The sequence below is a fragment of the Paraburkholderia sp. EG304 genome, assembly GCF_046543485.1.
Classification (GTDB): Bacteria; Pseudomonadota; Gammaproteobacteria; order Burkholderiales; family Burkholderiaceae; genus Paraburkholderia; species Paraburkholderia youngii.
Genome location: NZ_JBKGUA010000001.1, coordinates 88,558 through 114,940, shown reverse-complemented (window position 1 = coordinate 114,940; position 26,383 = coordinate 88,558). Strand labels below are relative to the sequence as shown.

At 65.2% G+C, this 26,383-nt stretch carries 27 protein-coding genes, 1 tRNA gene and 1 riboswitch; of the genes, 15 read left to right on the top strand and 13 right to left on the bottom strand.

Annotated elements, in window-relative coordinates; genetic code table 11:
* Nucleotides 1–32: 32 nt before the first annotated feature.
* Nucleotides 33–117 (bottom strand) — tRNA-Leu (locus ACLFKU_RS00505).
* A 141-nt stretch (nucleotides 118–258) separates the two neighbouring features.
* On the opposite strand from ACLFKU_RS00505, the gene ACLFKU_RS00500 reads away from it, so the two are divergent.
* The 7 genes from ACLFKU_RS00500 (at nucleotide 259) to ACLFKU_RS00470 (ending at nucleotide 7,535) form a co-directional block, all read left to right on the top strand.
* Nucleotides 259–1,326 (top strand): LacI family DNA-binding transcriptional regulator, encoded by a 1,068-nt coding sequence (locus tag ACLFKU_RS00500; protein ID WP_410847834.1) that lies wholly within the window; start codon nucleotides 259–261, stop codon nucleotides 1,324–1,326.
* A gap of 98 nt (nucleotides 1,327–1,424) precedes the next feature.
* The gene (locus ACLFKU_RS00495) at nucleotides 1,425–2,504 is read left to right on the top strand and encodes an ABC transporter substrate-binding protein (RefSeq protein WP_410847833.1); all 1,080 of its coding nucleotides are present in this window, start codon (nucleotides 1,425–1,427) and stop codon (nucleotides 2,502–2,504) included.
* Nucleotides 2,501–3,325: an ABC transporter permease gene (locus tag ACLFKU_RS00490; protein WP_013089865.1), complete on the top strand. Its 825-nt coding sequence runs from the start codon at nucleotides 2,501–2,503 to the stop codon at nucleotides 3,323–3,325. The genes ACLFKU_RS00495 and ACLFKU_RS00490 overlap by 4 nt, the downstream gene beginning before the upstream one ends.
* A 14-nt stretch (nucleotides 3,326–3,339) precedes the next feature.
* Nucleotides 3,340–4,269, top strand: coding sequence for an ABC transporter permease (locus ACLFKU_RS00485; RefSeq protein WP_410847832.1), 930 nt, complete (start codon nucleotides 3,340–3,342; stop codon nucleotides 4,267–4,269).
* Nucleotides 4,266–5,312 carry an ABC transporter ATP-binding protein gene (locus tag ACLFKU_RS00480; RefSeq protein WP_410847831.1) on the top strand — a complete coding sequence of 349 codons (1,047 nt, stop codon included), beginning with the start codon at nucleotides 4,266–4,268 and terminating at the stop codon, nucleotides 5,310–5,312. The genes ACLFKU_RS00485 and ACLFKU_RS00480 overlap by 4 nt, the downstream gene beginning before the upstream one ends.
* A 57-nt stretch (nucleotides 5,313–5,369) precedes the next feature.
* Nucleotides 5,370–6,194, top strand: coding sequence for a phosphodiesterase (locus ACLFKU_RS00475; protein ID WP_410847830.1), 825 nt, complete (start codon nucleotides 5,370–5,372; stop codon nucleotides 6,192–6,194).
* A 141-nt stretch (nucleotides 6,195–6,335) separates the two neighbouring features.
* Nucleotides 6,336–7,535, top strand: a complete 1,200-nt coding sequence (locus ACLFKU_RS00470) for an MFS transporter (RefSeq protein ID WP_410847829.1) — start codon at nucleotides 6,336–6,338, stop codon at nucleotides 7,533–7,535.
* Between the two features lie 73 nt (nucleotides 7,536–7,608).
* Here ACLFKU_RS00470 and ACLFKU_RS00465 read toward each other — a convergent pair whose 3' ends face one another.
* The 5 genes from ACLFKU_RS00465 to ACLFKU_RS00445 all read right to left on the bottom strand — a co-directional run bounded on the left by ACLFKU_RS00465 (nucleotide 7,609) and on the right by ACLFKU_RS00445 (nucleotide 10,040).
* The gene (locus ACLFKU_RS00465; RefSeq protein WP_410848068.1) at nucleotides 7,609–8,040 is read right to left on the bottom strand and encodes a response regulator; all 432 of its coding nucleotides are present in this window, start codon (nucleotides 8,038–8,040) and stop codon (nucleotides 7,609–7,611) included.
* Nucleotides 8,041–8,060: 20 nt separating this feature from the next.
* Complete coding sequence (locus tag ACLFKU_RS00460; RefSeq protein ID WP_368587531.1) at nucleotides 8,061–8,693, bottom strand: response regulator; 633 nt, start codon at nucleotides 8,691–8,693, stop codon at nucleotides 8,061–8,063.
* A gap of 151 nt (nucleotides 8,694–8,844) precedes the next feature.
* Nucleotides 8,845–9,390, bottom strand: a complete 546-nt coding sequence (locus tag ACLFKU_RS00455) for a bacterioferritin (protein ID WP_410847828.1) — start codon at nucleotides 9,388–9,390, stop codon at nucleotides 8,845–8,847.
* 218 nt (nucleotides 9,391–9,608) lie between these two features.
* Nucleotides 9,609–9,770, bottom strand: a complete 162-nt coding sequence (locus tag ACLFKU_RS00450; RefSeq protein ID WP_006052455.1) for a DUF1328 domain-containing protein — start codon at nucleotides 9,768–9,770, stop codon at nucleotides 9,609–9,611.
* Nucleotides 9,771–9,863: 93 nt separating this feature from the next.
* Entirely contained in the window at nucleotides 9,864–10,040 is a 177-nt protein-coding gene (locus ACLFKU_RS00445; protein WP_090805380.1) for a DUF1328 family protein, read from the bottom strand.
* Nucleotides 10,041–10,230: 190 nt separating this feature from the next.
* On the opposite strand from ACLFKU_RS00445, the gene ACLFKU_RS00440 reads away from it, so the two are divergent.
* Together ACLFKU_RS00440 and ACLFKU_RS00435 are read left to right on the top strand one after the other, a co-directional pair.
* Nucleotides 10,231–11,718 carry a sensor histidine kinase gene (locus tag ACLFKU_RS00440; protein WP_410847827.1) on the top strand — a complete coding sequence of 496 codons (1,488 nt, stop codon included), beginning with the start codon at nucleotides 10,231–10,233 and terminating at the stop codon, nucleotides 11,716–11,718.
* A gap of 218 nt (nucleotides 11,719–11,936) precedes the next feature.
* On the top strand, nucleotides 11,937–12,074 hold the full coding sequence (locus ACLFKU_RS00435; protein WP_013089876.1) for an entericidin A/B family lipoprotein: 138 nt from the start codon (nucleotides 11,937–11,939) through the stop codon (nucleotides 12,072–12,074).
* A 248-nt stretch (nucleotides 12,075–12,322) separates the two neighbouring features.
* Here ACLFKU_RS00435 and ACLFKU_RS00430 read toward each other — a convergent pair whose 3' ends face one another.
* Entirely contained in the window at nucleotides 12,323–13,120 is a 798-nt protein-coding gene (locus ACLFKU_RS00430; RefSeq protein ID WP_368587534.1) for a DUF4397 domain-containing protein, read from the bottom strand.
* A gap of 308 nt (nucleotides 13,121–13,428) precedes the next feature.
* Between ACLFKU_RS00430 and ACLFKU_RS00425 the strand changes: the two genes are divergently transcribed.
* Nucleotides 13,429–15,471 carry an FAD-dependent oxidoreductase gene (locus ACLFKU_RS00425; protein WP_410847826.1) on the top strand — a complete coding sequence of 681 codons (2,043 nt, stop codon included), beginning with the start codon at nucleotides 13,429–13,431 and terminating at the stop codon, nucleotides 15,469–15,471.
* A gap of 36 nt (nucleotides 15,472–15,507) precedes the next feature.
* Here ACLFKU_RS00425 and ACLFKU_RS00420 read toward each other — a convergent pair whose 3' ends face one another.
* From ACLFKU_RS00420 to ACLFKU_RS00395, 6 genes are all read right to left on the bottom strand, one after another.
* Entirely contained in the window at nucleotides 15,508–16,434 is a 927-nt protein-coding gene (locus ACLFKU_RS00420; protein WP_410847825.1) for an EamA family transporter, read from the bottom strand.
* A gap of 435 nt (nucleotides 16,435–16,869) precedes the next feature.
* Nucleotides 16,870–17,118, bottom strand: a complete 249-nt coding sequence (locus ACLFKU_RS00415; protein WP_368587536.1) for a pentapeptide MXKDX repeat protein — start codon at nucleotides 17,116–17,118, stop codon at nucleotides 16,870–16,872.
* Nucleotides 17,119–17,211: 93 nt separating this feature from the next.
* Nucleotides 17,212–18,015, bottom strand: a complete 804-nt coding sequence (locus ACLFKU_RS00410; RefSeq protein ID WP_368587537.1) for a molybdopterin-dependent oxidoreductase — start codon at nucleotides 18,013–18,015, stop codon at nucleotides 17,212–17,214.
* A 75-nt stretch (nucleotides 18,016–18,090) separates the two neighbouring features.
* Entirely contained in the window at nucleotides 18,091–18,741 is a 651-nt protein-coding gene (locus tag ACLFKU_RS00405) for a cytochrome b/b6 domain-containing protein (protein ID WP_410847824.1), read from the bottom strand.
* Nucleotides 18,742–18,790: 49 nt separating this feature from the next.
* Complete coding sequence (locus ACLFKU_RS00400) at nucleotides 18,791–19,651, bottom strand: DUF1223 domain-containing protein (RefSeq protein WP_410847823.1); 861 nt, start codon at nucleotides 19,649–19,651, stop codon at nucleotides 18,791–18,793.
* Between the two features lie 108 nt (nucleotides 19,652–19,759).
* The gene (locus ACLFKU_RS00395) at nucleotides 19,760–20,218 is read right to left on the bottom strand and encodes a hypothetical protein (RefSeq protein WP_410847822.1); all 459 of its coding nucleotides are present in this window, start codon (nucleotides 20,216–20,218) and stop codon (nucleotides 19,760–19,762) included.
* Nucleotides 20,219–20,817: 599 nt separating this feature from the next.
* Here ACLFKU_RS00395 and ACLFKU_RS00390 point away from each other — a divergent pair.
* The 5 genes from ACLFKU_RS00390 (at nucleotide 20,818) to ACLFKU_RS00370 (ending at nucleotide 26,356) form a co-directional block, all read left to right on the top strand.
* Complete coding sequence (locus tag ACLFKU_RS00390; RefSeq protein WP_368587541.1) at nucleotides 20,818–21,222, top strand: GreA/GreB family elongation factor; 405 nt, start codon at nucleotides 20,818–20,820, stop codon at nucleotides 21,220–21,222.
* Between the two features lie 142 nt (nucleotides 21,223–21,364).
* A riboswitch (TPP riboswitch) is annotated at nucleotides 21,365–21,482 on the top strand.
* Nucleotides 21,483–21,570: 88 nt separating this feature from the next.
* A complete protein-coding gene (gene thiC / locus ACLFKU_RS00385) occupies nucleotides 21,571–23,502 on the top strand; it encodes a phosphomethylpyrimidine synthase ThiC (protein ID WP_368587542.1) in 1,932 nt (643 codons plus the stop codon).
* 147 nt (nucleotides 23,503–23,649) lie between these two features.
* Nucleotides 23,650–23,874 carry a glycine zipper 2TM domain-containing protein gene (locus ACLFKU_RS00380; RefSeq protein ID WP_410847821.1) on the top strand — a complete coding sequence of 75 codons (225 nt, stop codon included), beginning with the start codon at nucleotides 23,650–23,652 and terminating at the stop codon, nucleotides 23,872–23,874.
* A 185-nt stretch (nucleotides 23,875–24,059) separates the two neighbouring features.
* Nucleotides 24,060–24,539, top strand: coding sequence for a hypothetical protein (locus tag ACLFKU_RS00375; protein WP_368587544.1), 480 nt, complete (start codon nucleotides 24,060–24,062; stop codon nucleotides 24,537–24,539).
* Between the two features lie 218 nt (nucleotides 24,540–24,757).
* On the top strand, nucleotides 24,758–26,356 hold the full coding sequence (locus ACLFKU_RS00370; protein WP_410847820.1) for an L-lactate permease: 1,599 nt from the start codon (nucleotides 24,758–24,760) through the stop codon (nucleotides 26,354–26,356).
* Nucleotides 26,357–26,383: the final 27 nt, after the last annotated feature.

Here is a 26,383-nt window from a genome sequence, read left to right as displayed (position 1 = left end):
CGGTCAACGCCGCGAAACCCTTGCTGCTATTGTGGTGCCGGGGACCGGACTTGAACCGGCAAGCCCGAAGGCGGCGGATTTTAAGTCCGCTATGTTTACCAATTTCATCACCCCGGCAGGGGTCGCAATCGCGCGTGGTCGCGAATTCTACCATCGCGTCGCCGCTGCCCCAAGAACGCCCGACACCACGTTCATCCCCAAGTCACAAACCTTGCCGATAATCCGCTCACGAAAACGATTACAGCGGGCCGCAAACCGATGACGCCGACGATCAAGGATGTCGCCGCCCACGCGGGCTTTTCCATTGCCACGGTATCGCGCGCGATCAACGCGCCGCACACCGTGAACCCCATCACGCTCGACAAGGTACGTCAGTCGATCGACGCGCTGAACTTCCGCCCGAGCCCGCTCGGCCGGCAATTGCGCGGCGAGCGTACGCGCCTGATCGGCGTCGTTCTGCCGACGCTCGCGAACCCGGTGTTCGCCGAATGCCTGCAAGGCATCGACGATCGCGCGTCGGCGCAAGGCTATCGGCTGATGCTGATGACCACGCAGTATGACGTGGACCGCGAGCGTCACGCAATCGAGACGCTGCGCGAACATCGCGTCGAAGGCCTGATCCTGACCGTCGCCGATGCCGACACCCATCCGCTGCTCGACGAACTCGACCGCGACGGCCTGCTGTACGTGCTGATGCACAACGACACGGTGCGCCGCCCGTCGGTGTCGGTCGACAATCGCCTTGCCGCCTACGACGGCGTGCGCCGGCTCATCGCCAACGGCCATCGCCGCATCCTGATGCTGGCCGGCTCGTTCGCCGCGTCGGATCGCGCGCGTCAGCGGCATCTCGGCTACACGCAGGCGATGCAGCAAGCCGGCCTCATCGCCGCGCCCGCGCTCGAAGTCGATTTCAACGCCGACGAACTCGCGCCGTCCGTGCTCGCGCACCTGACGCAAGGCGCAAACCGTCCGACCGCCCTCTTCTGCAGCAACGATCTGCTCGCGATGGTCGTGATGCGCGGCCTGCGCCGCGCGCGTCTGAAGATTCCGCAAGACATGTCGATTCTCGGCTTCGACGGCCTCGCGATGGGCGAACTGCTGTCGCCCGCGCTCGCCAGCATCTGCGCGCCGAATCGCGAGATCGGCCGGGCGGCGTGGCAGCGTCTGCTCGCACGGATCGGTGGCGAGCGCGACGAGCGCGCATTCCCCGCCACTTCGCTCGCATTGACCCTACCGCACAGCGTGCGTGAAGGCGCGACGATCGCGGCACTCGGGTCCCACGCAGATTTCGACAGGGCATCACCAACGCAAGGGCTGACCGCCTAGGCAGCCTTCGCGCACTACAACCGCTTGCAACCACCACCTTTTACGGGCCCGGAGTGAGTGCGGAAGCACTTGCACCGATCGAACACAGGAGACCTGCAGTGACCCGCTCGACCTCACGCTTCGCATCCTCCAAACCGCTCTGGCAGAAACTGTCGCACGCCGCCGCGACCGTAGTGCCGGCGAGCCTGCTCGTGGCCGGCGCGGCGTTCGTCACGCTCGCGCCGCAAAAAGTGCGCGCCGACGAAACCGCGATCTGCTACAACTGCCCGCCCGAATGGGCCGACTGGGCGAGCCAGATCAAGGCGATCCAGCAAAAGACCGGCATTCGCGTGCCGTTCGACAACAAGAACTCGGGCCAATCGATCGCACAGCTGATGGCCGAGCAGAAAAGCCCGGTCGCCGACGTCGTGTATCTCGGCGTGTCGTCGGCGTTCCAGGCGAAGGACAAGGGCGTGATCCAGACCTACAAGCCCGCGCACTGGGACGACATTCCGGCAAGCCTGAAAGACCCACAAGGCTACTGGTTCACGATCCACTCGGGCACGCTCGGCTTCTTCGTCAACAAGGACGCGCTCGAAGGCAAACCGGTGCCGCGCTCGTGGGCCGATCTGCTGAAGCCTGAATACAAAGGGATGATCGGCTACCTCGATCCGTCGAGCGCGTTCGTCGGCTATGCGGGCGCGGTCGCGGTGAACCAGGCGCTCGGCGGCACGCTCGATAACTTTGAGCCGGGCCTCGACTGGTTCCGCAAGCTCAAGGCGAATGCGCCGATCGTGCCGAAGCAAACCGCGTACGCGCGTGTGCTGTCCGGCGAAATTCCGATCCTGCTCGACTACGACTTCGACGCGTATCGCGCGAAATACAAGGATCATGCGAACGTCGAGTTCGTGATTCCGCAGGAAGGCACGATCTCGGTGCCGTACGTGATGAGCCTCGTGAAGGGCGCGCCGCACGAAACGAACGGCAAGAAGGTGCTCGATTTCGTGCTGTCCGACGAAGGCCAGAAGCTGTGGGCGCAAGCGTATCTGCGGCCGGTGCGCGCGAGCGCGATGAATGCCGAAACCGCCGCGCAGTTCCTGCCCGCGAGCGAATACGCGCGCGCGAAGCCGGTCGACTTCGCGAAGATGGCCGAGAAGCAGTCGGGCTTCGGCGAGCGCTATCTGCAGGTGATGCATTGAACGACGTCACCTTCCCGCTGCGCTGGCGCATCGCATTGCTCGCGCCCGCGCTCGCGGTATTCATCGCGTTCTGGCTGCTGCCGATGGGCGCGCTCGCGCAGCTCTCCGGCGGCGGCCACGCTTTCGCGACCTATCGCGCGATGCTGACCAATCCGCGCTATATGTCGAGCCTCGGCGCGACCGTCGTGCTGTCGGCGGCGGTCACGGCGGCCACGCTGGTGCTGTCGGTGATCGCGGGGCTGCTGCTCGCGCGCCGCGAGTTCGCCGGCAAGCGCACGCTGCTCGCGCTGCTGACGTTTCCGCTCGCGTTTCCGGGCGTCGTCGTCGGCTTCATGGTCATCATGCTGGCCGGACGTCAGGGGCTGATCGGCGCGCTGTCGCTCAAACTCGCGGGCGATCGCTGGGTGTTCGCGTATTCGATGAGCGGCCTGTTTCTCGGCTATCTGTATTTCTCGATTCCGCGCGTGATCGTGACGGTGATGGCCTCCGCGACCAAGCTCGATGCGTCGCTCGAAGAGGCCGCGCGCTCGCTCGGCGCATCGCCGTGGCGCATCATGCGCGACATCGTGCTGCCGGCGCTGTCGCCCGGACTGATCGCGGCCGGCGCCGTGTGCTTCGCGACCGCGATGGGCGCGTTCGGCACCGCGTTCACGCTAGCCACCGACATCGACGTGCTGCCGATGACCATCTATACCGAGTTCACGCTGAACGCGAACATGGTGACCGCCGCGGGCCTGTCGATCGTGCTGGGCATCGTCACGTGGGCGGTGCTGGCGATCGCGCGCAGCGCGAGCGGTTCGGGCGTGGCGGCGAGCGCATGAACGACAACGCATCCATGAACTCAGTCACGGCCTCCTCGGCCTCCTCACCCTCCTCGCCGTCGCAACCGGCAGCGGGACCGCGCGCGCGACGCGCGTGGCCTTCCTCGCGAACCTGGCTCGCCGCGGGTCAATGGTTCGTCACCCTGCTGCTGTGCGCGTTCCTGATCGTGCCGGTCGTCATGTCGATCGTCGCGGGGCTGACGGTCAACTACTTCAAGGGCGTGTCGAGCGGACTCACGCTGCGCTGGCTCGTCGAAGTGTGGAGCCAGTATCACGGCTCGGTGTGGCTGTCGCTCGAAGTGGCCGCGGCGACGCTCGCCGTCACGCTGTTGACCGGCGTACCCGCGGGCTACGTGCTCGCGCGCAGCAAGTCGCGCTTCGCGCGCATCGTCGAGGAGTTTCTGGTGCTGCCGATCGCGCTGCCCGGCCTCGCATCAGCACTCGCGCTGCTGGTGATCTACGGCGGCTTCACGGCGTTCCGGATGAGCGCGGCGTTCATCGTCGTCGGGCATGTGGTGTTCACGCTTCCGTTCATGGTGCGCGCGGTCGCCGCGGTCTGCGCGAGCGGCGATCTTCGCACGCTCGAAGAAGGCGCGGCGAGCCTCGGCGCGGGCTTCTTCACACGCTTCATCACGATCGTGCTGCCGAACGCGCGGCCCGGCATCGTTGCGGGCGCGCTTGCGGTGCTGACGCTGTCGATCGGCGAATTCAATCTCACGTGGATGCTGCACACGCCCGACACGAAGACGCTGCCGGTCGGCCTCGCCGATACCTACGCGTCGATGCGTATCGAGATCGGCAGCGCGTACACGATCCTGTTCTTCATCATGACGATGCCGCTGCTCGTCGCGATGCAATGGCTCGGCGTCGATGCGACCGGCCAGCGCAGCGCGTCGAACAAACGCGGCGCCGTCTCTTGCCCGAAACCCATCGACACGCCATGAAACTGACCTCGGTTCCCATCACGCTCACGCAGTGCGCCAAGACGTTTCGCGGCACACGCGTGCTCGAGCCGCTCGACCTGGAGATCGGCGCGGGCGAAACCCTCGTGCTGCTCGGACCGTCGGGCTGCGGCAAGACGACGACGCTGCGCCTGATCGCGGGCCTCGAAACCCCGGACGCCGGCGGCAGCATCGCATTCGGCGACGACGACGTGACCGCGCTGCCGATCGAAAAACGCGCGGTCGGCATGGTGTTCCAGAGCTACGCGCTGTTTCCGAACCTGACCGTGCGCGGCAACATCGGCTACGGTCTGAAGATCAGGCGTGTGCCGGCGGCCATCGCCCGGCAACGCGTCGACGAACTGCTCGGCATGATGCGGCTTGCCGCGCACGCGGACAAGCCGATCGATCAACTGTCGGGCGGCCAGCGTCAACGTGTGGCGCTCGCACGCGCGCTCGCGGTGCAGCCGCGGGTGCTGCTGCTCGACGAACCGCTGACCGCGCTCGACGCGCGTCTGCGCGATGCATTGCGCACGGAAATGAACGCGCTGTTGCGCGAACTCGGCATCACCACCGTCTACGTGACGCACGATCAGGCCGAAGCGATGGAGCTCGGCGATCGCATCGTCGTGATGAGCGCGGGACGCATCGAGCAAATCGGTTCGCCGCGCGACATCTACTATCGGCCGGTCAATCGCACGGTCGCGCAGTTCGTCGGCACGATCAACCGTATCGCGGGCGAGCCGCGCGACGGCATGCTGACGACGAGCGGCGGCGCCGTGCCGTTACCCGCGCATGCATCGAATACGAACGGCGCGCACGAATTTTTCTTCCGCCCCGAGGACGCGCGGCTCACCGACCCCGCGCTCGCGCAACTGCGCGGCCAGATCGAAAGCACCGCGTTCCTCGGCGAACGCACGCGCCTGACGATTGGCGGCGCCGCGCCCGAGCCGCTCGTCGTCGACGTCCCGGGCCGTATCGAGCTTGCGCGCGGCACGCCGGTCGGCATTTCGATCGAGCAGCACGCATTGATTGCGCTATCGTAGGCACAAACAGCGCCGCTGCCCGGCGCTCAACACGAAGCAACCCGAAGGACCTCTGTCATGCTGCTGGCCCAAATTAGCGATCTGCATATCAAACAACCCGGCGCACTCGCCTATCGCCGCGTCGATACCGCTCCCTACCTCGCACGCTGCATCGACGCGCTGAACGCGCTCACACCGCGCCCCGACGCGGTGCTGATGACCGGCGACCTCGTCGATCAGGGCGACCCGCAGCAGTATGCGCACCTGAAGACATTGCTCGCACCGCTCGAGATCCCCTACTTCCTGATGGTCGGCAATCACGACGAACGCGACGCGTTGCGCGCCGCGTTTCCCGAGCGCGAGGAATTGCTAAGCGGCGGCGAGTTCGTGCAGTACGCGGTCGACGTCGGCCCGCTGCGCGTGATCGCACTGGATTCGCTGGTGCCCGGCTCGAGCGCCGGCATGCTGTGCGATACGCGGCTCGCGTGGCTCGCGCAGCAGCTCGATGCGGCGCGCGGCAAGCCGGTCGTGGTCGCGCTGCATCATCCGCCGTTCGAATGCGGCATCGGGCATATGGACGAGATCCGGCTCGACCCGGCGGCATCGGACAAGCTCGCCGCGTTGATCGCCCGCTATCCCAACGTCGAGCGCGTGCTCTGCGGGCACGTGCATCGCTCGATGTTCGTGCGCTTCGGCGGCACGATCGCGAGCGCGATTCCAGCGCCCGCACACCAGGTGGCGCTCGATTTTCGCGAGGACGGACCGTCCGCGTTCGTGATGGAGCCGCCCGCGTACGCGCTGCATTACTACGCTGCGGCGACGGGCATCGTCACGCATCACGCGTATGTCGATGCGGCCGACGGCCCGTATCCGTTCTACGACGCTGGCGCGTTGATCGACTGAAACCAGCGGTACATCTCGCTACAGACCGATAGCGGCCGCGCGGGCGAGCCTCGCGCGGCCGTCAGCACGAACCCCGCCGCTCCGGTATGATCGGCACGCTTGAGGACCGCGCATGGGCCGGTCCGTCGATCCGCCTCTGTCATGTCCACTTCCGACGCTTCCACTTCCGCTTCCTCCGCCCGGTCGTTGCGCGGCGTGTTGCTGCTGCTCGCGACGATCGCCGGTGTCTCGGTCGCGAACATCTATTTCAATCAGCCGCTGCTCGACAACTTGCGCCAGTCGTTTCCGGACAGCGCGTCCTGGGTCGGCGCGGTGCCGGCCGTCACGCAGCTCGGCTACGCCGCCGGCATGCTGCTGCTCGCGCCGCTCGGCGACCGCTTCGACCGGCGTCTGCTGATCCTGCTGCAGATCGCCGGCATGTGCGTCGCGCTCATCGTCGCGGCGTCGGCGCCGACGCTCGCGGTGCTGATCGTCACGAGTCTCGCGATCGGCGTGCTCGCGACGATCGCGCAACAGGCGGTGCCGTTCGCGGCCGAACTCGCGCCGCCGTCCGAGCGCGGCCACGCGGTCGGTACCGTGATGAGCGGCCTCTTGCTCGGCATCCTGCTCGCGCGGACCGCGGCGGGCATCGTCGGTGAATACTTCGGCTGGCGGGCGGTGTTTGGCGCATCGGTCGTCGCGCTGCTCGCGCTCGCAGTCGTCATCATTTTGCGTCTGCCGAAGAGCCAGCCGACCTCGACGCTGCCGTACGGCAAACTGCTCGTGTCGATGTGGCATCTGGTGACCGAGCATCGTGCGCTGCGCGAGGCGTCGCTGACCGGTGCGGCCCTGTTCGGCGCATTCAGCCTTTTCTGGTCGGTGCTCGCGCTGTTGCTGGCGGGTGCGCCGTTTCATCTCGGGCCGCAGGCGGCGGGGCTGTTCGGTATCGTCGGCGCGGCTGGCGCGCTGGCCGCGCCGCTCGCGGGCAAGTTCGCCGACCGGCGCGGCCCACGCGCGATCATCACCGTGTCGCTCGTGCTGGTCGTGATCGCGTTCGTGATCTTCGGCGCATCGGCGAAGAGCATCGCGGGACTCGTGGTCGGGGTGATCATTCTCGACATCGGCGTGCAGGCCGCGCAGATTTCCAATCAGTCGCGCATCTACGCGTTAAAGCCCGATGCGCGCAGCCGCGTGAATACCGTGTACATGGTCGCGTATTTCATCGGCGGGGCGCTGGGCTCGGGTGTCGGCGCGATCGTGTGGCCGGCGTTCGGGTGGATCGGCGTCACTATCGCGGGGATCGGGTTTGCCGGGCTCGGCGCGTGGAATCATTTGCGCTTGCCGGCGCGGACGGGGCATTGAACGCCCGATTCCACCTTTGATTTGTGCAGGCATCACGCGGACGCCGCGCGTTTTCAGCCCTTGCTGCGAGCGTTCAAACGTCGCCACCCCGCCCCAACGCATACTCATGCAGCGCATCGAGCACACGATCGAACTCGAACGATTTGTCGTAAAAGTGCCGCACGCCGTACTGCTCGCAACGCGCTCGATACGCGGGCAACGCATGATTGGTCAGCACCGCCGCGAACATCGAATCGATCAGCCCCTCGCGTTGCAGATACGCGAGCACCGGCACGCCGGAGCCCTGCTTCAGCTGCAAGTCGACGATCACCGCATCGAATGCTTCATCGCCGAGCAACGCGATCGCCTGATCGGCGGAATCGGCATAAGCGGCCACGCGCAGCAAGCCCGAAGCATCGATCGCCTCGACGAGGCTGCGGCGGATCAGCGGCGAATCCTCGATCAGCAGCACGCGCAACGGCGCGCGGCTGGCTGGATCGGTAGCAGGGTTCGATTCGCTGTTCATCGGGATGTCTCGATCGTCGGTCATTCGATCAGACCATTCTTGATCGCGTAATACGTGAGGTCCGCGTTGTTCGCGAGTCGCATCTTCTCGAGCACTCGCGCGCGATACGTGCTCACCGTTTTCACCGACAGATGCAGTTCTTCCGCGATCTGCGTTGGCAATTGCCCTGCCGCGAGCTTGCAGAAGATCTGGAATTCGCGCTCCGACAGCGCTTCATGCGGACGTCCGGCGGCGGGCTTGTCGAGATTGTCGGCAAGCGTATCGGCGACCGCCTCCGACAGATAGCGATGCCCGCGCGCCACCGAGCGGATTGCGCGCACGATTTCCTCCGGCTCGCAGTCCTTGTTCAGATAGCCGTTCGCGCCCGCGCGAAGCAGATTGATCGCGTATTGGCTCTCGGGGTAGCCCGACAGGATCAGCACCCCCTGCTCAGGACGCACCTGCTTGATCACCCGCAACGTATCGATGCCGTTCTTGTCCGGCATCGCGATGTCGAGCAGCACCACGTCGAATGCCTGCTCGCGCACGAGGCCGATCGCTTCCTCGCCGGTGGCGGCCTCGGCGGCGACGCACATGTCCGGCTCGTCGGCGACGAACTGTCTGAAACCACCTCGAACGATCGCATGATCGTCAGCTATCAGCACTCGAATCATCGGTTGGGTGTCCGTGCAAAGGGAGTCGCTCCTAAGCCGACATTGTAATGATCCGGGGCCACGGCAGAACGTGGACTGCGAGGGCGGCTTCGCATCGCAGCCGCCCGCATTCCCGAGTTCGTGTTCGTCGCTTCCCCGTCATTCTGGCGCGCTACTCACGCCCCGCGAGCAGATCCGCCATATCGTCGGCATGCTCTTCCTCGACCGCGAGAATCTCCTCGAACAGCCGGCGCGTGGTCACGTCCTTCTCGCCGAGATAGCGGACGATCTCGCGGTACGTGTCGATCGCGATGCGCTCCGCGATCAGGTTCTCGCGAATCATGTCGGTCAGATCGGTGCCTTCCTTGTATTCCGAATGAGCGCGTGCCTTGATGCCGTCCGGCGCGAAATCGGGTTCGCCGCCAAGCTGCACGATGCGCTCGGCGATGCGATCGGCGTGTTCCTGCTCCTCGCTCGCGTGCTCGGCGAATTCCGTCGCGACCGCTTCGGAGTTGATGCCCTTCGCCATGAAGTAGTGGCGCTTGTAACGCAGCGTGCAGACGAGCTCGGTGGCGAGCGCGTCGTTCAGCAGCTTGAGCACCGTTTCGCGATCCGCGCCGTAGGTCGGCGTGACCGGACCATCGGACATATGCTTGCGCGCGTCCTCGCGGATCTTTTTGATGTCCATCACGAACGTGTCGCCAGATTGCTTCGTCATCGAACTTCTCCTTTATCCGGTATTGGGGGAATCGCGCATCAGCACGAATCGCACCTGATGCGCCGACGGTGGAATGACGGCGCGCTTCGAACGCGGGCGCCTCGATCGAGGATTCAAACGCCGCGCGTTCCCGCGCCTTGTTGACTACCTGTACCAACGTATACGTATTGCGTACTTCGCTGCCGATCTCGTGTTACGTTCATCCAGGGCTCGCGTGGCTAGGTTCGAAACACGCCGAGCAGCAACGTGACCACGAACACGACGAGGAAGATGTAGAACAGGATCTTCGCGATTTCGGCCGCGCCGGCCGCGATGCCGGTAAAGCCGAACACCGCCGCGATGATCGCGATCACGAAGAAGACGATGGCATAGTGAAGCATGGCATTTCTCCCTTTTGTTGGCCCCTGCAATCGACTACCAGCAAACCCCTCGCCTGCTATGAAGGCGCGGCTTGCCCGACTGCGATGGCCGCGCTAATCGATCATTTTCTTGGTCACGACGAAGCCGAGCACGAGGAACACCACGCACAGCACGACAAACACGAAGAACAGGAACTTCGCGATCGCCGCCGCGCCGGCTGCAATGCCGGTAAAGCCGAGAAGACCCGCGATCACCGCGACGATCGCGAAGAACAGCGCCCACTTCAACATGATGGTTTTCTCCGGAAACATTGAATGAACGATCGGGTCCATCCTATCGATGCGCGGCGCCGCGCGCATTCCGACGCTCGCCGTTTTTCGTGTGAGAATCCGCTTACATTGGATTACGACGACGTTACGCGCGGCTTCGCGCGATGCGGGAGTCGACGCCTGAGTCGACGCCCTCTTTCTGGAGCAGCAAGTGTCGAATCTGCAGAACCCACCGGAACAGTCTGGCGCGCGCGCCACCGCGCGGCTCGCCGACTGGATGCGCAGGCGCAGCTGGGCGATCGCGATGACGGTCGCGATCGTGATCACGGTGGGCGGCCTCGTGATTCTGGAGAGCGCGCGTCAGCGCATCACCGCCGAGTACGAAACCGCGCTCGAAGCGCGCGACGTCACCGTGCAACTGAGCACGCTCGCGAGTGACCTGTCGCGCCTCAGCGCGCAACAGAACCAGTTTCTTCTGACGAAGGACGACGCATCCGCCCACGCGTTCTGCGCGAGCGCCGCGCGCATTCGCGACACCACCCGGCAGTTGGACCGCTTCTATCGCGGCGGCCGCGCGGACAGCGCGGAGCTCGCGAGCTTTACGCAGATTCTCGCGCTGATCGACGCGCGCATCGGCGCCGGCGCCGCCGCGATGCAGCACGCAGCGCCGCATCCGCTCGAACTCGGCGCATGCGGGCCCGCGAGCGACGTCAATCCGGCGGACGCGTCGTTGATCGACAGCACGCTCACGCTGCTGCGCGACAACGAGGAGCGCCGCGCGCAGCACGCGCTGGCCGCGAGCCGCGCCGATCAGCGGCTGTCGACGCTGTGCGCGGCGGGTCTGTCGGCGCTGAACATCGTGCTGTTCATTCTGCTGTTTCGCAATCTCGGCATCCAGATCGACCGGCAGGCGCGCGCACAGCGTCAGCTGATTACGCAGCAGGAGGAACTCGACCAGCTGGTGGGCGAGCGCACGCGGCAGCTCGAAGCGCTCGGCTGGCATCTGCAGGCGGTCAGCGAAAACGAAAAGACCCAGCTCGCGCGTGAGCTGCACGACGAGCTCGGCGCGATCCTGACCGCATGCCGGATGGACGTCGCATGGGCGCGCCGCAAGCTGAAGGACAGCGAGCCGGACATCGCCGACAAGCTGCAGCGCGCGCTCGCCAATCTCGACCAGGGTATCGCGCTGAAGCGGCGCATCATCGAGGACATGCGGCCGACCGTGCTCGCCAATTTCGGGCTCGTCACCGCGCTGCGCACGCTCGCCGACGAAGCCGCGCAGCGCAACAACTGGACGCTCGAGCTGCACCTGCCCGCCGACGATGTCCAGCTCGACGAGCAGACCGAGATCGCGCTCTTTCGGGTCGCGCAGGAGTCGCTGACGAACGCCGCCAAATACGCGCGAGCCTCGAAGGTCGGCATCGCGTTGCGGGTCGGCGATGGCGAGGTCGCGCTGCATATCGCGGACAACGGCGTCGGCATCATGCCGGCCGATCTGAAACGCACGCATACGCATGGCCTGCTCGGCATGCGCCAGCGCGTGGCCGCGCATGGCGGACGCTTCGACATCCGCCGTGGCGCGCAAAACGGCACCGAAATCGACGTCGTGATGCCGAGCGCAAGCACCGCGACGCCGTCGGTGGATCAGCCGCTGGCGCCGCCGGCCACGCCGTCCACTTCGTCGCAAAGTCCCGTCTGACGGGCGCTCGCCGCGGCACCGCAAAGCCGTTGTAGGAGTGCGCCGACGCAAACACCGGAGCACGCCTACAACAAAATCGCGGCACGGCCGACAGCGCGGCCCCCACCCTTTTTTTACCATGCAATCAGGCCGGTTCGAAACCGGATCGAAACCTGATCGACTGGCATGGCCCCGGTCGGACGACATCAACCGATGCATTCTCGACAAGGAGAAGTTTCATGACTCGACTGATCGCTTTGCTTGTGCTCGCAGGAACCGCCATGCTCGTCACGGGTTGCAACACGATGGCGGGCGCCGGCCAGGATATTTCGAAGGGCGGCCACGCCATCACGAACGAGGCGGAAAAGGCAAAATAGACCGGCACATGGCAGCAGGTTTTAGAGAGCCCGTCGCGGGATGCCGCGGCGGGCTTTTTTTGTGCATGTTGGCTTGCAACGCGACGCGTTTTCAGAGCGCCATCAAACAGAACGGCGACCCACTGTCGTGGATCGCCGTGCCGTCCCCCCATTTTCCGACCATCCGGAGTCCTTGATTGTCCGGCTGGCGTAAGCGGTTCATCGATGCTCGCGCCGCGCGAGGCTCATCCGGTAATCGGCGGCCCGCGTCATTGCCCGGTCAACGTATTCGACAGTTCCACACTCGGCGTGCTCGTATTGCCGTTCTGTACGACCAGCAGATGAATCTGCCCCAGCGCCAGTTGGCTCAACACGCCCGCGATCGGCACCGAGGTGATCAGCCAGTCGGCGTTGTTCGCCAGCGAGAACGAGTTCGACTGGAAGATCGGCGTCTTGCTGCCGGCCACCGTCGCGATCAGCACGTACTGGCCACCCGACACGTAGATCGAATCCTGGCCGCTCGCCGGCACCGCGTTCTTGAACGACACGCCGGCGATCGTCGGCGACACGTTGGCGATGCTGGTGGCGGTGGCCTGCACGAGATAGAGGTCGAGGTCGGGCGCGTTCGCCGACGCATTAAAGCCGCGCACGCGCGCGTCATTGGTCAGCAGGCCCTTGTCGAACGGATCGTCGATCAGGCCGATATCGGGCGCCGACAGACCCGGCAACGCTAGCACCGTGTACACGTGGCCCTTCGCGACATCGGGGAAGCTGCCGCTCGCGAGCGCGTTCTTCGTGCCGGTCGCCGCATAAGCGACGGTCGTCGGGCCCGTGTCGATATTGGTGAGGTTGGTCACGCCTTTATACGAGATGTTGGTCTGTCCGGAAGGCGCGCTGCCATTAACGAGGAAGTCGACCGCGGGGCCACCCGGAAGCGCGTGAACGAAGTGAATCTCGGGATTGGTCAAGCCCAGCGTCTTGCCTGCATCGCTGCCACCACCGCCGCCGCACGCGCTCAGTACCGCCGCGGTCGCAACGACCGCTACCATGGTTCGGATAATTTTCATTGTGTTCACCTGTTCTCGATGTCGGGCTTGACGCTCATCGCCCATTGATACGTGGGCGACCGCGGGAAGCCTCGCGGCCGCCCTCCTCCCGTCCGTGCCGCACGGCGCGCCGGTTTTGTCGGTGACGCGTCCGTGTCGATGGACGCTCAAAATCAGCAATGGGTGTGCCGTGCGCTTAATAGCTGGCGCGAGACAACCGACTAACGTCTTGCGGATCAATGGATTGCGACGATTAGAATTTTTCCTCGGCGGTCTGGTCTGGCGCGCGGTGTATCGTTCGTGCGGCCCTCCACTTACACGGTCCCTGCATGTCTTACCAACACTTGCTCGCCGAGCTCGACCTGGGCTTCACACGTCTGACCAACCGCGTCGTGATGGGCTCGATGCACACGGGCATGGAAGACCGCTTCTGGCATTACCCGCAACTGGCCGCGTACTTCCGCGAGCGCGCGAAAGGCGGCGTCGGCCTGATCATCACGGGCGGGATTTCGCCGAATCGCGAGGGCTGGCTGCTGCCGTTCGGCGGCACGCTCAACTCGGTATTCGATCTGCGCAATCACCGGCTCGTGACCGAGGCCGTGCATGCGGAGGGCGGCAAGATCGCGCTGCAGATCCTGCATGCGGGCCGTTATGGCTATCAGCCGTTCGTGGTGTCGGCGTCGGCGTTGAAGTCGCCGATCTCGAAGTTCAAGCCGCGCGCGCTGACGCTCGCCGGCATCGAGCGCACCGTGCGCGACTACGCGCGCTGCGCGCGGCTCGCGCAACGCGCGGGCTACGACGGCGTCGAGATCATGGGCAGCGAAGGCTATCTGCTGAACCAGTTCCTGTGCCCGCGCACGAACCGGCGCACCGATCGATACGGCGGCAGCATCGAGAATCGCATGCGGCTCGCCTGCGAGATCGTCGAGCGGGTGCGTGCCGAATGCGGCGAGCGCTTCATCGTCGTGTACCGGCTGTCGCTGATCGATCTGGTCGAGGGCGGCAATACGTGGGAGGAAACCGTGCAGGTCGCGCAGGCGCTCGAAGCGGCCGGCGTGACGATCTTCAACACCGGCATCGGCTGGCACGAGGCGCGCGTGCCGACCATCGTGACCTCGGTGCCGCGCGCGGCGTTCACCTCGCTGACCGCGCGTCTGAAGGCCGCGGTCAACGTGCCGGTGATCGCGTCGAACCGTATCAACACGCCTGAGGTCGCCGAAGCGCTGATCGCCGATGGCACGGCGGATCTCGTGTCGATGGCGCGGCCGCTGCTCGCCGATCCCGAGTTCGTGCTGAAGACAGCCGAGGACCGCACGCACGAAATCAACACCTGCATCGCGTGCAATCAGGCCTGCCTCGATCACACGTTCAGGAATCAGCGCGCGAGCTGCCTCGTCAATCCGCGCGCGGGACGCGAAACCGAGCTCGTCTACCGGCCGCTCGCAAGCGCACAGCAGGCGCGCTCGGTCGCAGTGGTCGGCGCCGGGCCGGCCGGGCTGTCGGCCGCGACCGTGGCGGCCTCGCGCGGGCATCGCGTGACGCTGTTCGAGGCCAGCGACACGCTCGGCGGCCAGTTCAATCTCGCGATGCGCGTGCCGGGCAAGGAAGAGTTCAGCGAAACGATCCGCTACTTCCGCAGCCAGTTGCAACGCCATCGCGTCGACGTGCGGCTGGGTACGCGCGTCGATGCCGCGCTGCTCGCCGCGGGCGCCTACGACGACGTGATCGTCGCGACCGGCATCGTGCCGCGGCGGCCGGCGATTGCCGGCATCGACGGGGCCAACGTGCTGTCGTATGTCGACGTGCTGCGCGGCGCGCCGGTCGGCGCGCGCGTCGCGGTGATCGGCGCGGGCGGCATCGGCTTCGACGTCAGCGAGTTTCTGCTGCATCGCGCGGGCGAGCCGCTGCCGGTGCCGCGCGATACGTGGCTCGATGAATGGGGCGTCGACCTCGCGGTGCGCGAGCGCGGCGGCCTGAAGCGGCCCGCTCCCGCGCAACCGGCGCGGCAGATCTGGCTATTGCAGCGCAAGGCCGGCAAGCTCGGCGCGGGGCTCGGCAAGACGTCGGGCTGGGTGCATCGGGCGGCGCTCGCGAGGAACGGCGTGCAGATGCTAGGCGGCGTCGAGTATCGGGAGATCAGCGCGCGCGGTCTGAGGATCGCGCGAGACGGTGCCGACGAATGGCTCGACGTCGATACGATCGTCGTGTGCGCAGGGCAGGAGTCGTTGCGCGAGCTGTTGCCGCCGACTGTCGATGGCAAGCACGGCAGCGGCGGCCCGCGCTTTCATGTGATCGGCGGCGCGAAGCTCGCGACCGAGCTCGATGCGAAGCGAGCGATCCGCGAGGGCGCTGAGCTGGCGGCGGCGCTTTGACAACGGTCGCGCGGTTCGACGAGAACCGCGCCGCGCTCAGGCGCTGCCCTTCTGGTAATCGAACCAGAACGACAAGCCGACGCTGCTCAGGATCACGATCGTCGCGATCACCGTCGAGCGCGTGACCGGCTCGCCGAGCAGCAGCGCACCCAATGCAACCGCGACGATCGGATTCACGTACATGCAACTGCTCGCGATGATCGGGCTCGTGTGGCGAATCAGATAACCGTACGCGACGAACGCGGCCATGGTGCCGATCAGCATCAGATACAGGAACGCGACGAGCGGCAGAAAATGCAGCTCGAGCATCTGCTCGCCCGCCGCCCACGCGACCAGTGTCGAGATCGCGCCGCCCAGGCCGATCTGCAGCGAAGTCGACAAAAACAGGTCCGACGGCAGCTTCAACACGCCGGCCAGATGCGCGCCGCCGGCCCAGAACAACGCGCCGCACAGAATCGCGAGGCTGCCGCCCACCGAGCCCGGCGTGCTGTCGCCGTGACTCAGAATCACGATGCCGGCGAACCCGAGCCCGACCGCGAACCATTCGCCGCGGCCGATCTTGCGTCCGGCGACGGCCGCGATCACGGTCGCGAACAGCGGCACGGTCGCGACCATCACGGCCGCGGTGCCGGTGCCGACCGTGCGCATGCCGTACGCGAGCATGCCGCTCGACAGACCCACCAGCATCGTGCCGACGAGGCCCGCGTTGCGAATTTCGGCGAAGCTCGGCCACACCGGCTTGCGGCGCGCGGCGAACACGAACAGACCAATGCCGGCGAACAGGTTGCGCAAGCCCGACATCAGCAGCGGCGGGAACGAGCCGAGCGCGACGTGCACGGCGAGATAGGTCGAGCCCCACACCAGATAAACGACGGCAAGCGCGAGCGCGACCTTCCCTTTGCGCGTCTGCGGCAGCCACAGCGGCCAGCCACGGGGAGAAAAAACTGAGGGTTGCAGCGACATGCGTTCAGCCCGCCGTCGCCACTCGACCCGCGCGCTGCGCTCGATGCCCGCGAGGCGCCGCGCCTGCGTCGATGCCTTTCGGGCGGGATGGCGGGCACCGCATCGGCGATGCGGTCTGACGGGTGAGGCTGGCGGACATGTCGGTGGAGCAGTAAGACGATGGGCGGCGCAGGAAGCGCCAGAAACGGCTGTGACGGCGGAATCGGTCAAAACGACACGACGCAACGCGGCCGCGATGCGCGGCGACGCCGCGGGCGAAAGCCGCGGCGCGCAACGCATTATGCAGTAAGCGCCGAGTGCGCCGCGCGACAGAATCGTAACTTTTTGGTTTCCTGCAACAGAAAAGCCGGTGACGCATCCCCGGCTTGCATTCAGCGTCGAATCCGTCCGATGCTCCCCGCATCGGCAGGATCGCTAAGCACCCCGCGCGCGGACTCAGTTGCCCATCGCGCCCGACGCCTCGTGCTTCATGCCCATCGCGCCGCCGCCCTTTTTCATCGAGTCGTGTTTCATCGCGTCCTTTTTCATGCCGTCCTTCGACATGCTGTCTTTGGACATCGAATCTTTCGACATCGTGTCTTTCGACATCGCATCGTTTGACATTGCGCCGCTCGCCTGCGCGAATGCGGCGCCACCGCTTGCCAGCATCAGCAGTGCGATCGTGGTGATTGCAATCTTCTTCATGGGATGACTCCGTTGGTGGTGGATGAATCGAAACCGGCTCGCGCCGGCGTGCTTCCGAAGCCGCTGCCGCAAGCGCGCGTGCGCCCGCATGCGTCAGGAGCCTCCGAACCAGTTGTAGCCTTGGTCGACCCAATAGCCGCCGGGATACGTGTTGGTGACGAATATCTCGACGATGTGCTTCGGATTCTTGTAGCCGAGCTTGGTCGGCATGCGCAGCTTCATCGGGTAGCCGTATTTCGCGGGTAGTCGCTCGCCGTCGTAGGAAAACGTCAGCAGCGTTTGCGGATGCAATGCGGTCGGCATGTCGATGCTTTCGTAGTAGTCGTCCGCGCATTTGAAGCCGACGTACTTCGCCGTCGTATCCGCGCCGACACGCCGCAGAAAATCGCCGAAGGGCGTGCCGCCCCAACGGCCGATCGCACTCCAGCCTTCGACGCAGATATGCCGCGTGATCTGCTCGGCATGCGGCAGCGCGTACAGTTCGGGCAGCGTCCACACGCGCTTGCCGGTCACGAGCCCGCTCAGCTTCAGCTGGTAAGCGGAGCCGTCCACGTGCGGCACGTCGTCGATGCCGTAGTACGCGTTGAAGGGGAACGGTCGCGTGATCTGCGCTTCGGTGTAGGTCGGCGCGAGCTGCTTCGGATCGAACAGCGCGGCCTGCGCGCGATCGTTCAGCCGCGATACCGCGCTCAGGAAGCGGTTGACGGAAGCGTCGTCGGTCAGCGAGCAGCCGGTGAGCATCGATAGACCGCCGAGCGTCAATAGCTGCTTGCCGAACAGGCGTCGCGACGGCATCGCCAGTTCGCGCTTCGCATCGAGCAGGATCGACGCGCGGTCGAGCGTGTGGCTAACACGCTGGGTGGGTTGGTCTGCTGCTTTGTCGATCGGCTTGTTCATGATTCCATATCCGTAGGGTGTTCGCATTGCGCTTTCAGGAGCGTGAACATGAGCATGGTCGTGCGCAGCCGCGGCTCAACGTCCGCGCAGCATCGCGAGCAACGAACGCGGCACGAGCGCGACCATCGCCAGATGCACCGCAAGAAACGCGGCCAGCAGCGACATCGCGGTGAAGTGCACGACGCGCGCGTTGTCGTAGCCGCCCATCAGTTCACGCAGCAGCGGAAACTGCACCGACTTCCAGATCGCGAGCCCCGATAGCACCAGCACGATCAGATCGGCGATCGCGAACAGGTAGGCAAATTTCTGCACCGCGTTGTAGACGCGCAGATCGTCGTGAGACAGCTTCCCGCGCAACGCGGCGATGAAATCGCGCAGCACCGCGCGCGGCGTCAACGGCAGGAACTTGCGCACGAAACGCCCGCTCGCGAGATTCAGCGCGATATACACGAGGCCGTTGAACACCAGCAGCCACATCGCCGCGAAGTGCCATTGCAGCGCGCCGCCGAGCCAGCCACCCAGCGTGATCCCGGTCGGAAAGCTGAACGCCGGGAAGATCGGCGACGCGTCGTAGATGCGCCAGCCCGACAGCATCATCACGACCGCGGCGAGCGCGTTCAGCCAATGCGTGATGCGCAGCCACAGCGGGTGAATGACCGCGCGCTTCGGTGCGGCGGGCGCGGCGGGTGCGCGGGGGCGCAACGCGTGCGGTGTGGGTGTGGACATGGCGGCTCTCCTCGGGCAGCGGTAGAGAATGCGGCGCGTGCGGTGTCGGTCAACGGCACGCTGGAAGATCGGCGGCTTGCAGCACATCGCCGCTCGCGTCGCTTTCGACGAACGCGACCACGCCAAAGCGGTCGGCGACGTTGGCGATCGGATCGGTTTTCGCGTCGACGCTCGCATCGCGTAGATCGACGTCCTGACGAATCCGCGCGTGACCGGCGACGATTGGCACCGGCCCGAACCACGCGCGCACGACGCGTTCGTGATGCAGCGTCGCGCCGCGGTTTTCGCCCGCGCCGACCTGCGTCGTCAGCGCGTTTTCGTAGACCGCGAGATAGCCGCTCAACGGACCCGTGGCGGCGTCCGTCGTGCTGAACTGCGCATCGACATCGAACGCACCGGGTGCACGCGGACTTAGTTCGAGGGCGACATTGGCCTGCGCGGGTTCGGCGACGAGCTCGTCGATGCGGCGCTCGAAACTGTCGCGTTGCGACCAGTCGCGCAGCTCGCGGCCCGCGACGAACACTTCCGGCGTATAGATCGTGTGCGCGCCCGCGAGGTGCGTCAGCGTCTGCTGACGTTCGGTGAAGCGACGCTGGGAAAACCGGTCGGTCCAGCCGAGGCTGTTCCAGTAGTCGACGTGCAGTGCGAGCGGCACGATGCCGTGGGCGGCGCCATTGCTTTTCCATTGACCGAGCCAGCGGTCGGCGGGCGGGCAGCTATCGCAGCCCTCGCTGCTGTACAGCTCGACGAGCGCTAACCGGTGCGCGGGGCTGTGTGTCGCACATTGGGGCCTGGCCGCATCTGCCGCACCTATGCCCGAAGCGCTCAGCACAACGAGCGCGAGGCCGGCGGCGGGCCTCGAAAAAGTCGCTAGGCGCTGAAGTAGCGAGCGATAGTGCGCGGTCGACATGACGTGCTCCGATCGAAATCTGCACGTTTGTCGGCCCGCGCGGCCGGTTATGACAAGCCTCTTTTAATTTTTTTCCGGCATGGGTAGCGAGCCAAGGCTCGCCGCGACTCAGTCGTAACTGACCACTACCGTCACGCGCGTGTCCGAATCGGTGCGCCGCGCGTTCAGCGACAGCACCCCGCCCGCGCGATCGACCGCGTAGTGGCCGTCGCGGGCCAGCACGACGTGCCCGGCGCCATCGACGAAACGCGCTGCCACCAGATCCCGCGACTGCGTGCCGCCGTTCACTTCGAGCGCGACATCGGCCCCGCTGACGACGCCCGGCGGCGCGCTGAACGTCACCGTGCGCGAGAAGCGCTGACCGGCCACGCTCGCACTTTCGACGGCGACGCCAGTGATCGCCGTATCCGCGCTGATCTGCAGCGGCGGTGCGACGATCATCCCCACGAACCGGATCACGCCGCCCGTCACCGTCGATGCCGCCGGCGCCGCCAGCGGCGCGGCAAGCAATGCCACCACCGCGGCTGTGCGACCGAACGTTCGCCACCGCATTCTTTCCGCTTTCATGTGCACCTCTCTGTCAATCGGTCAATCGGCGCGAGTCGCGTCGCGCCATTCACGCGCCATCCCGCGAATCGCTTCGCAGGAGTGCGGCCTTCGCTGCACTTTGATTAACGGCAATCGTGTGACTGGCTTGAACGCTATGCGGACCACGTCGCTTTCTTCTGGCACCGCACAAAAGACGGCCGCTCGACCGAGTGCGATGTCGCGAACGGAAACGCCCGAGACAGCGTGCTAACATCAAGTTTTCGTCGCTGGTGTCGCGGGCTTCACGTTTTGCTGCGCGGCAACCTCCTGTTCGCTATTCCCATCACCTGGTCGTTTTGCCCGTGACTTCTGTGCGTCGTCCGACTTTCCGTGCTCTCGCCCGCTTGCGCCCATGCCGCGCAGGCGGCTGCGCGCGCGCGGGTGTCGCGCCGCACGGCGCCGGCGAGACGTCCCGAACGCTCCCGCTTCGCGCCGCCCGGCGCCCTTGCTGACGTAGCCTGCCGATACCCAGGGCCGCGTCGCCGGGCTCCGGGCTTTCCCATTCGTGAACTCATCCGCCGACCACCCGCACGGGGTCGTCGCACGCGGCCATCCTCCACCGCCTTATCGGAGTCCTGATGATGAAGAAGATCAAAACCTGCTATCTGACCGAACTCGACGTGACCCGCCTCGAGAAATATGCGGCCGCCAACGCCAAGCTGCAGCACGTGCTCGACGACGTGCTCGAACGCGCGGTAATCGTTGATTCGCACGATATCCCCGCCGACGTCGTCACAATGAACTCGCAAGCGACGCTGATCGATACGGCGAGCGGCGAACAAATGACGTGGACCGTCGTCTATCCGCCCAACGCCGATTTCGCGCAAGGGCGGCTGAACGTGTTCTCGCCGGCTGGCCTCGCGCTGCTCGGCGCGCGCCGCGGCGAGAGCATCCGCTTCACGCCACCCAGCGGCGATCAGCAAGTCCTCAAGATCGCCAAAATCCTGTATCAGCCCGAAGCCGCCGACGATTTTTCGCTGTAAGCCGGCTGTTCCATTGTTGTAAGTTGCCCTGTCTGACGCGGTCTCGAAATAAGCATAGGAGATGTCCGGATTCATCTGGACCAGTTTTTTTGAATCACGCAGACAGGTTGCCAAACCGCGGGCGGGCGGTGTATCGTGTGCGCTGCTAACGCGGGGGTCCTGCGTAGCGCGGAGCTGGAGGTCCGTGTTGCGTGGGTGAGAAATACCCTTTGAACCTGATCTGGATAATGCCAGCGCAGGGAAGCGTACGGATCTCGCACCAGCCTCAACAGCCTCACCTCCCAGCGATTTCCGACCACTTCCATCTCAGTCTCCTGCTTAGCCGCCCCACTTTGTACGGAGACTTACATGAGCGCCAATCCGAAGTTTATTTCCGCCGAAGCCCATGTGGACGAGGCCGCCGTCGCGCCGCTGCCGAATTCGCGCAAGGTCTACGTGACCGGCTCACGCCCCGACATCCGAGTGCCGATGCGCGAAATCTCGCAGGCAGACACGCCCGACAGCTTCGGCGGCGAAAAGAATCCGCCGATCTACGTGTACGACACGTCGGGCCCCTACTCCGATCCGGACGCGAAGATCGACATCCGCGCGGGTCTGCCCGCGCTGCGTCAGGCGTGGATCGAAGAGCGCGGCGACACTGAGCCGCTGAGCGGTCTGTCGAGCAGCTTCAGCCGCGAGCGCGCTGCCGATCCGGCCACCGCGCAGCTGCGTTTCCCGGGTCTGCATCGCACGCCGCGGCGCGCGATCGCCGGCAAGAACGTGACGCAGATGCACTACGCGAAGCAAGGCATCATCACGCCGGAAATGGAATACATCGCGATTCGCGAGAACCAGCGCCGTGCCGAGTATCTGGAGACCCTCAAGGCGAGCGGCCCGAACGGCGCGAAGCTCGCCGCGATGATGGGCCGCCAGCATCCGGGCCAGGCGTTCGGCGCGAGCGCGTTCGGCCCGAACGGCCTCACCGAAATCACCGCGGAGTTCGTGCGCGAGGAAATCGCGCGCGGCCGCGCGATCATCCCGAACAACATCAATCACCCGGAAAGCGAGCCGATGATCATCGGCCGCAACTTCCTCGTGAAGGTGAATGCGAACATCGGCAACTCGGCGGTGACCTCCTCCATCGGCGAGGAAGTCGACAAGATGACCTGGGCGATCCGCTGGGGCGGCGACACGGTGATGGATCTGTCGACCGGCAAGCACATTCATGAAACGCGCGAATGGATCATCCGCAATAGCCCGGTGCCGATCGGCACGGTGCCGATTTACCAGGCGCTCGAAAAGGTCAACGGCAAGGCTGAAGATCTGACGTGGGAAATCTTCCGCGACACGCTCATTGAACAGGCCGAGCAGGGCGTCGACTACTTCACGATCCACGCGGGCGTGCGTCTGCAATACGTGCCGCTCACCGCGAACCGGATGACCGGCATCGTGTCGCGCGGCGGCTCGATCATGGCGAAGTGGTGCCTCGCGCATCACAAGGAAAGCTTCCTGTACGAGCATTTCGAAGACATCTGCGAAATCATGAAGGCCTACGACGTGGCTTTCTCGCTCGGCGACGGCCTGCGTCCCGGCTCGATCTATGACGCCAACGACGAAGCGCAACTGGGCGAGCTGAAGACGCTCGGCGAGCTCACGCAGATCGCGTGGAAGCACGACGTGCAGGTGATGATCGAAGGTCCGGGCCATGTGCCGATGCAGCTGATCAAGGAGAACATGGACCTGCAGCTCGACTGGTGCGACGAAGCGCCGTTCTACACGCTCGGACCGCTGACCACCGACATCGCGCCGGGCTACGACCACATCACGTCGGGCATTGGCGCCGCGATGATCGGCTGGTTCGGCACCGCGATGCTGTGCTACGTGACGCCGAAGGAACACCTCGGTCTGCCGAACAAGGACGACGTGAAGACCGGCATCATCACGTACAAGCTCGCCGCGCACGCAGCGGACCTCGCGAAAGGTCATCCCGGCGCGCAGGTACGCGACAACGCGCTGTCGAAGGCGCGCTTCGAATTCCGCTGGGAAGACCAGTTCAATCTCGGTCTCGACCCGGACAAGGCGCGCGAATTCCACGACGAAACGCTGCCGAAGGATTCGGCCAAGGTCGCGCATTTCTGCTCGATGTGCGGCCCGCACTTCTGCTCGATGAAGATCACCCAGGACGTGCGCGAGTTCGCCGCGCAACAGGGCGTCAGCGATAACGAAGCGCTGCAGAAAGGCATGGAAGTCAAGTCGATCGAGTTCATGAAGCAAGGCGCGGAGATTTATCAGCGGCAATAAGCGGCTTGCGCGATACGCGCGAGTTAGCCCAGCAGTATCGGAGCCCGCCGGCATGGCGGGCTTTTTTTTGTGCCACCGCGTCGAGCAGGCACGTTGTGTGCGGCGAGAAGGAAACAACTACGTCCAACAAAGAAGGGAGTCATCATCATGAAATCGATCCTTCAACTCCGTACTCGTCTTGGCACCGTCGCAGTTGCACTTTCGCTCGTCGCGGGTGTCGCGGCATGCGGCGACATGTCCCCACGCACACGCGATACCGCGATCGGCGCGGGTGTCGGCGGCGCAGCCGGCGCGGCGATCGGCGGCAGCGGCTTGTCGACGTTGGGCGGCGCGGCGGTAGGCGGTGTCATCGGTAACCAGATCGGCAAGTGAGCGGCAAACGAGCGTTCCGAGGACTGACGAGGGCGGCGAATGCAGTGCGCTCTCGTCTCGACTATGCGCGTGGAAATAGACTTAAATATGCGGTTGCGGTTTTGCCACAGCGCTGCCGCGGCAAGAGCGTAAGCTCCTCACAACGACGTCGCGCGAGGCGGCATCGGTTCATCGAGGAGCGCGCCATGAAGTCCCGCGTCGTCACCCATCTTCGCGCGGTGCGTCTCTCGTCGCCACGCATATCGTTTCGTTGTTCCGCGAGATTCGCGCGGCCCGCCGCCCCGATTTCCGCGCTCGCCTCCAGTCTGTTTTTATCCGGCTGCTACTACCCCGCCGGCTACTATCCGGCGGGCTATTACACGTCGTACTATTCGACCGCCCCCGCCACCGCAGCGGACCAAACCACACCGGCCACCGATCCACAGCAGACGCCTCAAGCCCAGGCGCAAATGCAGGTCGCGCCGCAGGACATGCCGCCCGGTTATGCAACCCCCGCGCCCGTGTATGTGGCACCTCCGGTTTATCCCGCCTACTATCCGCCACCGGCTTATCCTTATCCCGCCTATTACGGCTATCCCCCCTACTATGGACCGTCGATCGCGATCGGCATTGGTGGCTACTGGGGGGGACATTGGGGCGGTCATTGGGGCGGCCACTGGCATTGACCTGTCTCTGTTCACCCGTCACCGCGCACACCCCGCCCGTACTTTCCCGGCTTGACTCGCCGATATGGCGCTCTATTCTTGAAAGGTTGCACGCAGCACCCGCTTAAATCAGGCGCAGCCGCTTGGTCGAGGCCACTCGCGAGCGTCCGCCATGCCAGAGCGACGCGCCGTCATGCGCAATCTCCCGCGTCGAATTACACAACAACGAAGGAGACGTGATGTTTCATCAACTGCTCACTCCAGTCGGTAATTCGCTTTTTGCGTCGTTTATCGTCGCCGCGCTGCCGATCATCGTCGTGCTCGCGCTGCTCGGCTGGGCGCGCAGGCCAGCGTGGCAGGCATCGCTCGCGGGATTGATCGTCGGTTTGATCGTCGCGATTTTCGTCTGGCAGTTTCCGGTCGGGCTCGCCCTCAACTCGGTCGCAGCCGGCGTCGTCTTTGCGCTCTGGCCGGTGATGTGGATCGTCTTCACCGCGATCCTGCTGTACAACATCGCGCAGCGCTCGGGACGCTTCGAAGCCTTCCGCCTGTGGATGATCGACAACCTGCCGAACGACCGGCGCATCGTGCTCGTCGTGGTGGGCTTTTCGTTCGGCGCGCTGCTCGAAGGCATCTCGGGCTTCGGCACCCCGGTCGCGATCACGAGTTCACTGTTGATCATGCTCGGTTTTCCGACGCTCGAAGCGCTGATCTTCACGCTGATCTTCAACACCGCGCCGGTTGCGTTCGGCGCGCTCGGCGTGCCCATCACGGTGCTCGGCGCGGTCACGCATCTGCCGTCCGATGTGCTCGGCAAGATGGTCGGGCGGCAATTGCCGTTCTTTGCGGTCCTGCTGCCCTTCTATGTGATCGGCGTGTACGCGGGCTTTCGCAACATGCTGCGGATCTGGCCGGTGCTGCTGGTGTCGGGCCTGAGCTTCGCGCTGACTCAGTTCGTCGTCTCGAACTTCGTGAACTACAGCCTGACCGACGTGCTGTCTTCGCTGGTTTCGCTGATCCTGACAGTGGCGTTCCTGCGGGTGTGGAAGCCCGTCGCCGATCCGAAATTCGCGATCAACGTCGATCGCATCAACGAGGTGCGCGGCAAGATCGGCGGCGTGCAAGGCTGGTATCCGTGGATCATCGTGTCGGTTGTCGTGATCGTCTGGACGGTAGCGAGGATCTTCACGATCGGCGACGTGAAGGTGTCGTGGCCGGGTCTCGACAAGGCCGTGTTCATCACGCTGTACAACACGCCGTACGGCGCGATCTGGGACTTCCAGCCGCTTGCGACCGGCACTGCGATCCTCGTCGCGGCGCTCATCACCGCGTTCGTCGTGCGGCTCCCCCCCGCCGAGTTCGGCAAGGCGATCTCCGACACGTGGGTGCAAACGCGCATCGCGATTCTGACCGTGGCGACGATCGTCGGCCTCGCGTATCTGATGAACTACTCGGGCCTCAACTACACGCTCGGCCTCGGGGTCGCGTCGGTCGGGCCGGTGTTTCCGCTCGTCTCGGCGTTTCTCGGCTGGGTCGCGGTGTTCCTGTCGGGCAGCGATACGTCGGGCAATGCGCTGTTCGGCAATCTTCAGGTGGTGGCGGCCAAGCAGCTCAATCTGAATCCGGTGCTGATGGCGGCGACCAACTCGTCGGGCGGCGTGATGGGCAAGATGATTTCGCCGCAGAACATTTCGACCGGCGTCGCGACCACCGACTTGAAGGGCAAGGAAGGCGTCGTGTTCGCCAAGACCTTCAAGCATTCGATTCTGCTCACGGTGCTGCTCGGCGTGCTCGTGTGGGCGCAGCAGAACTTCCTGCAATGGATGATTCCGCGCTGAGCTCGCGCCGCTAACGGCGCAACGCAA

Coding starts and splice junctions, on each gene's coding strand:
- ACLFKU_RS00500 (WP_410847834.1), top strand. CDS start 259: ATGACGCCGACGATCAAGGATGTCGCCGCCCACGCGGGCTTTTCCATT.
- ACLFKU_RS00485 (WP_410847832.1), top strand. CDS start 3,340: ATGAACTCAGTCACGGCCTCCTCGGCCTCCTCACCCTCCTCGCCGTCG.
- ACLFKU_RS00480 (WP_410847831.1), top strand. CDS start 4,266: ATGAAACTGACCTCGGTTCCCATCACGCTCACGCAGTGCGCCAAGACG.
- ACLFKU_RS00475 (WP_410847830.1), top strand. CDS start 5,370: ATGCTGCTGGCCCAAATTAGCGATCTGCATATCAAACAACCCGGCGCA.
- ACLFKU_RS00470 (WP_410847829.1), top strand. CDS start 6,336: ATGTCCACTTCCGACGCTTCCACTTCCGCTTCCTCCGCCCGGTCGTTG.
- ACLFKU_RS00465 (WP_410848068.1), bottom strand. CDS start 8,040: ATGAACAGCGAATCGAACCCTGCTACCGATCCAGCCAGCCGCGCGCCG.
- ACLFKU_RS00460 (WP_368587531.1), bottom strand. CDS start 8,693: ATGATTCGAGTGCTGATAGCTGACGATCATGCGATCGTTCGAGGTGGT.
- ACLFKU_RS00455 (WP_410847828.1), bottom strand. CDS start 9,390: ATGACGAAGCAATCTGGCGACACGTTCGTGATGGACATCAAAAAGATC.
- ACLFKU_RS00450 (WP_006052455.1), bottom strand. CDS start 9,770: ATGCTTCACTATGCCATCGTCTTCTTCGTGATCGCGATCATCGCGGCG.
- ACLFKU_RS00445 (WP_090805380.1), bottom strand. CDS start 10,040: ATGTTGAAGTGGGCGCTGTTCTTCGCGATCGTCGCGGTGATCGCGGGT.
- ACLFKU_RS00435 (WP_013089876.1), top strand. CDS start 11,937: ATGACTCGACTGATCGCTTTGCTTGTGCTCGCAGGAACCGCCATGCTC.
- ACLFKU_RS00430 (WP_368587534.1), bottom strand. CDS start 13,120: ATGAAAATTATCCGAACCATGGTAGCGGTCGTTGCGACCGCGGCGGTA.
- ACLFKU_RS00425 (WP_410847826.1), top strand. CDS start 13,429: ATGTCTTACCAACACTTGCTCGCCGAGCTCGACCTGGGCTTCACACGT.
- ACLFKU_RS00420 (WP_410847825.1), bottom strand. CDS start 16,434: ATGTCGCTGCAACCCTCAGTTTTTTCTCCCCGTGGCTGGCCGCTGTGG.
- ACLFKU_RS00415 (WP_368587536.1), bottom strand. CDS start 17,118: ATGAAGAAGATTGCAATCACCACGATCGCACTGCTGATGCTGGCAAGC.
- ACLFKU_RS00410 (WP_368587537.1), bottom strand. CDS start 18,015: ATGAACAAGCCGATCGACAAAGCAGCAGACCAACCCACCCAGCGTGTT.
- ACLFKU_RS00405 (WP_410847824.1), bottom strand. CDS start 18,741: ATGTCCACACCCACACCGCACGCGTTGCGCCCCCGCGCACCCGCCGCG.
- ACLFKU_RS00400 (WP_410847823.1), bottom strand. CDS start 19,651: ATGTCGACCGCGCACTATCGCTCGCTACTTCAGCGCCTAGCGACTTTT.
- ACLFKU_RS00395 (WP_410847822.1), bottom strand. CDS start 20,218: ATGAAAGCGGAAAGAATGCGGTGGCGAACGTTCGGTCGCACAGCCGCG.
- ACLFKU_RS00390 (WP_368587541.1), top strand. CDS start 20,818: ATGATGAAGAAGATCAAAACCTGCTATCTGACCGAACTCGACGTGACC.
- thiC (WP_368587542.1), top strand. CDS start 21,571: ATGAGCGCCAATCCGAAGTTTATTTCCGCCGAAGCCCATGTGGACGAG.
- ACLFKU_RS00380 (WP_410847821.1), top strand. CDS start 23,650: ATGAAATCGATCCTTCAACTCCGTACTCGTCTTGGCACCGTCGCAGTT.
- ACLFKU_RS00375 (WP_368587544.1), top strand. CDS start 24,060: ATGAAGTCCCGCGTCGTCACCCATCTTCGCGCGGTGCGTCTCTCGTCG.
- ACLFKU_RS00370 (WP_410847820.1), top strand. CDS start 24,758: ATGTTTCATCAACTGCTCACTCCAGTCGGTAATTCGCTTTTTGCGTCG.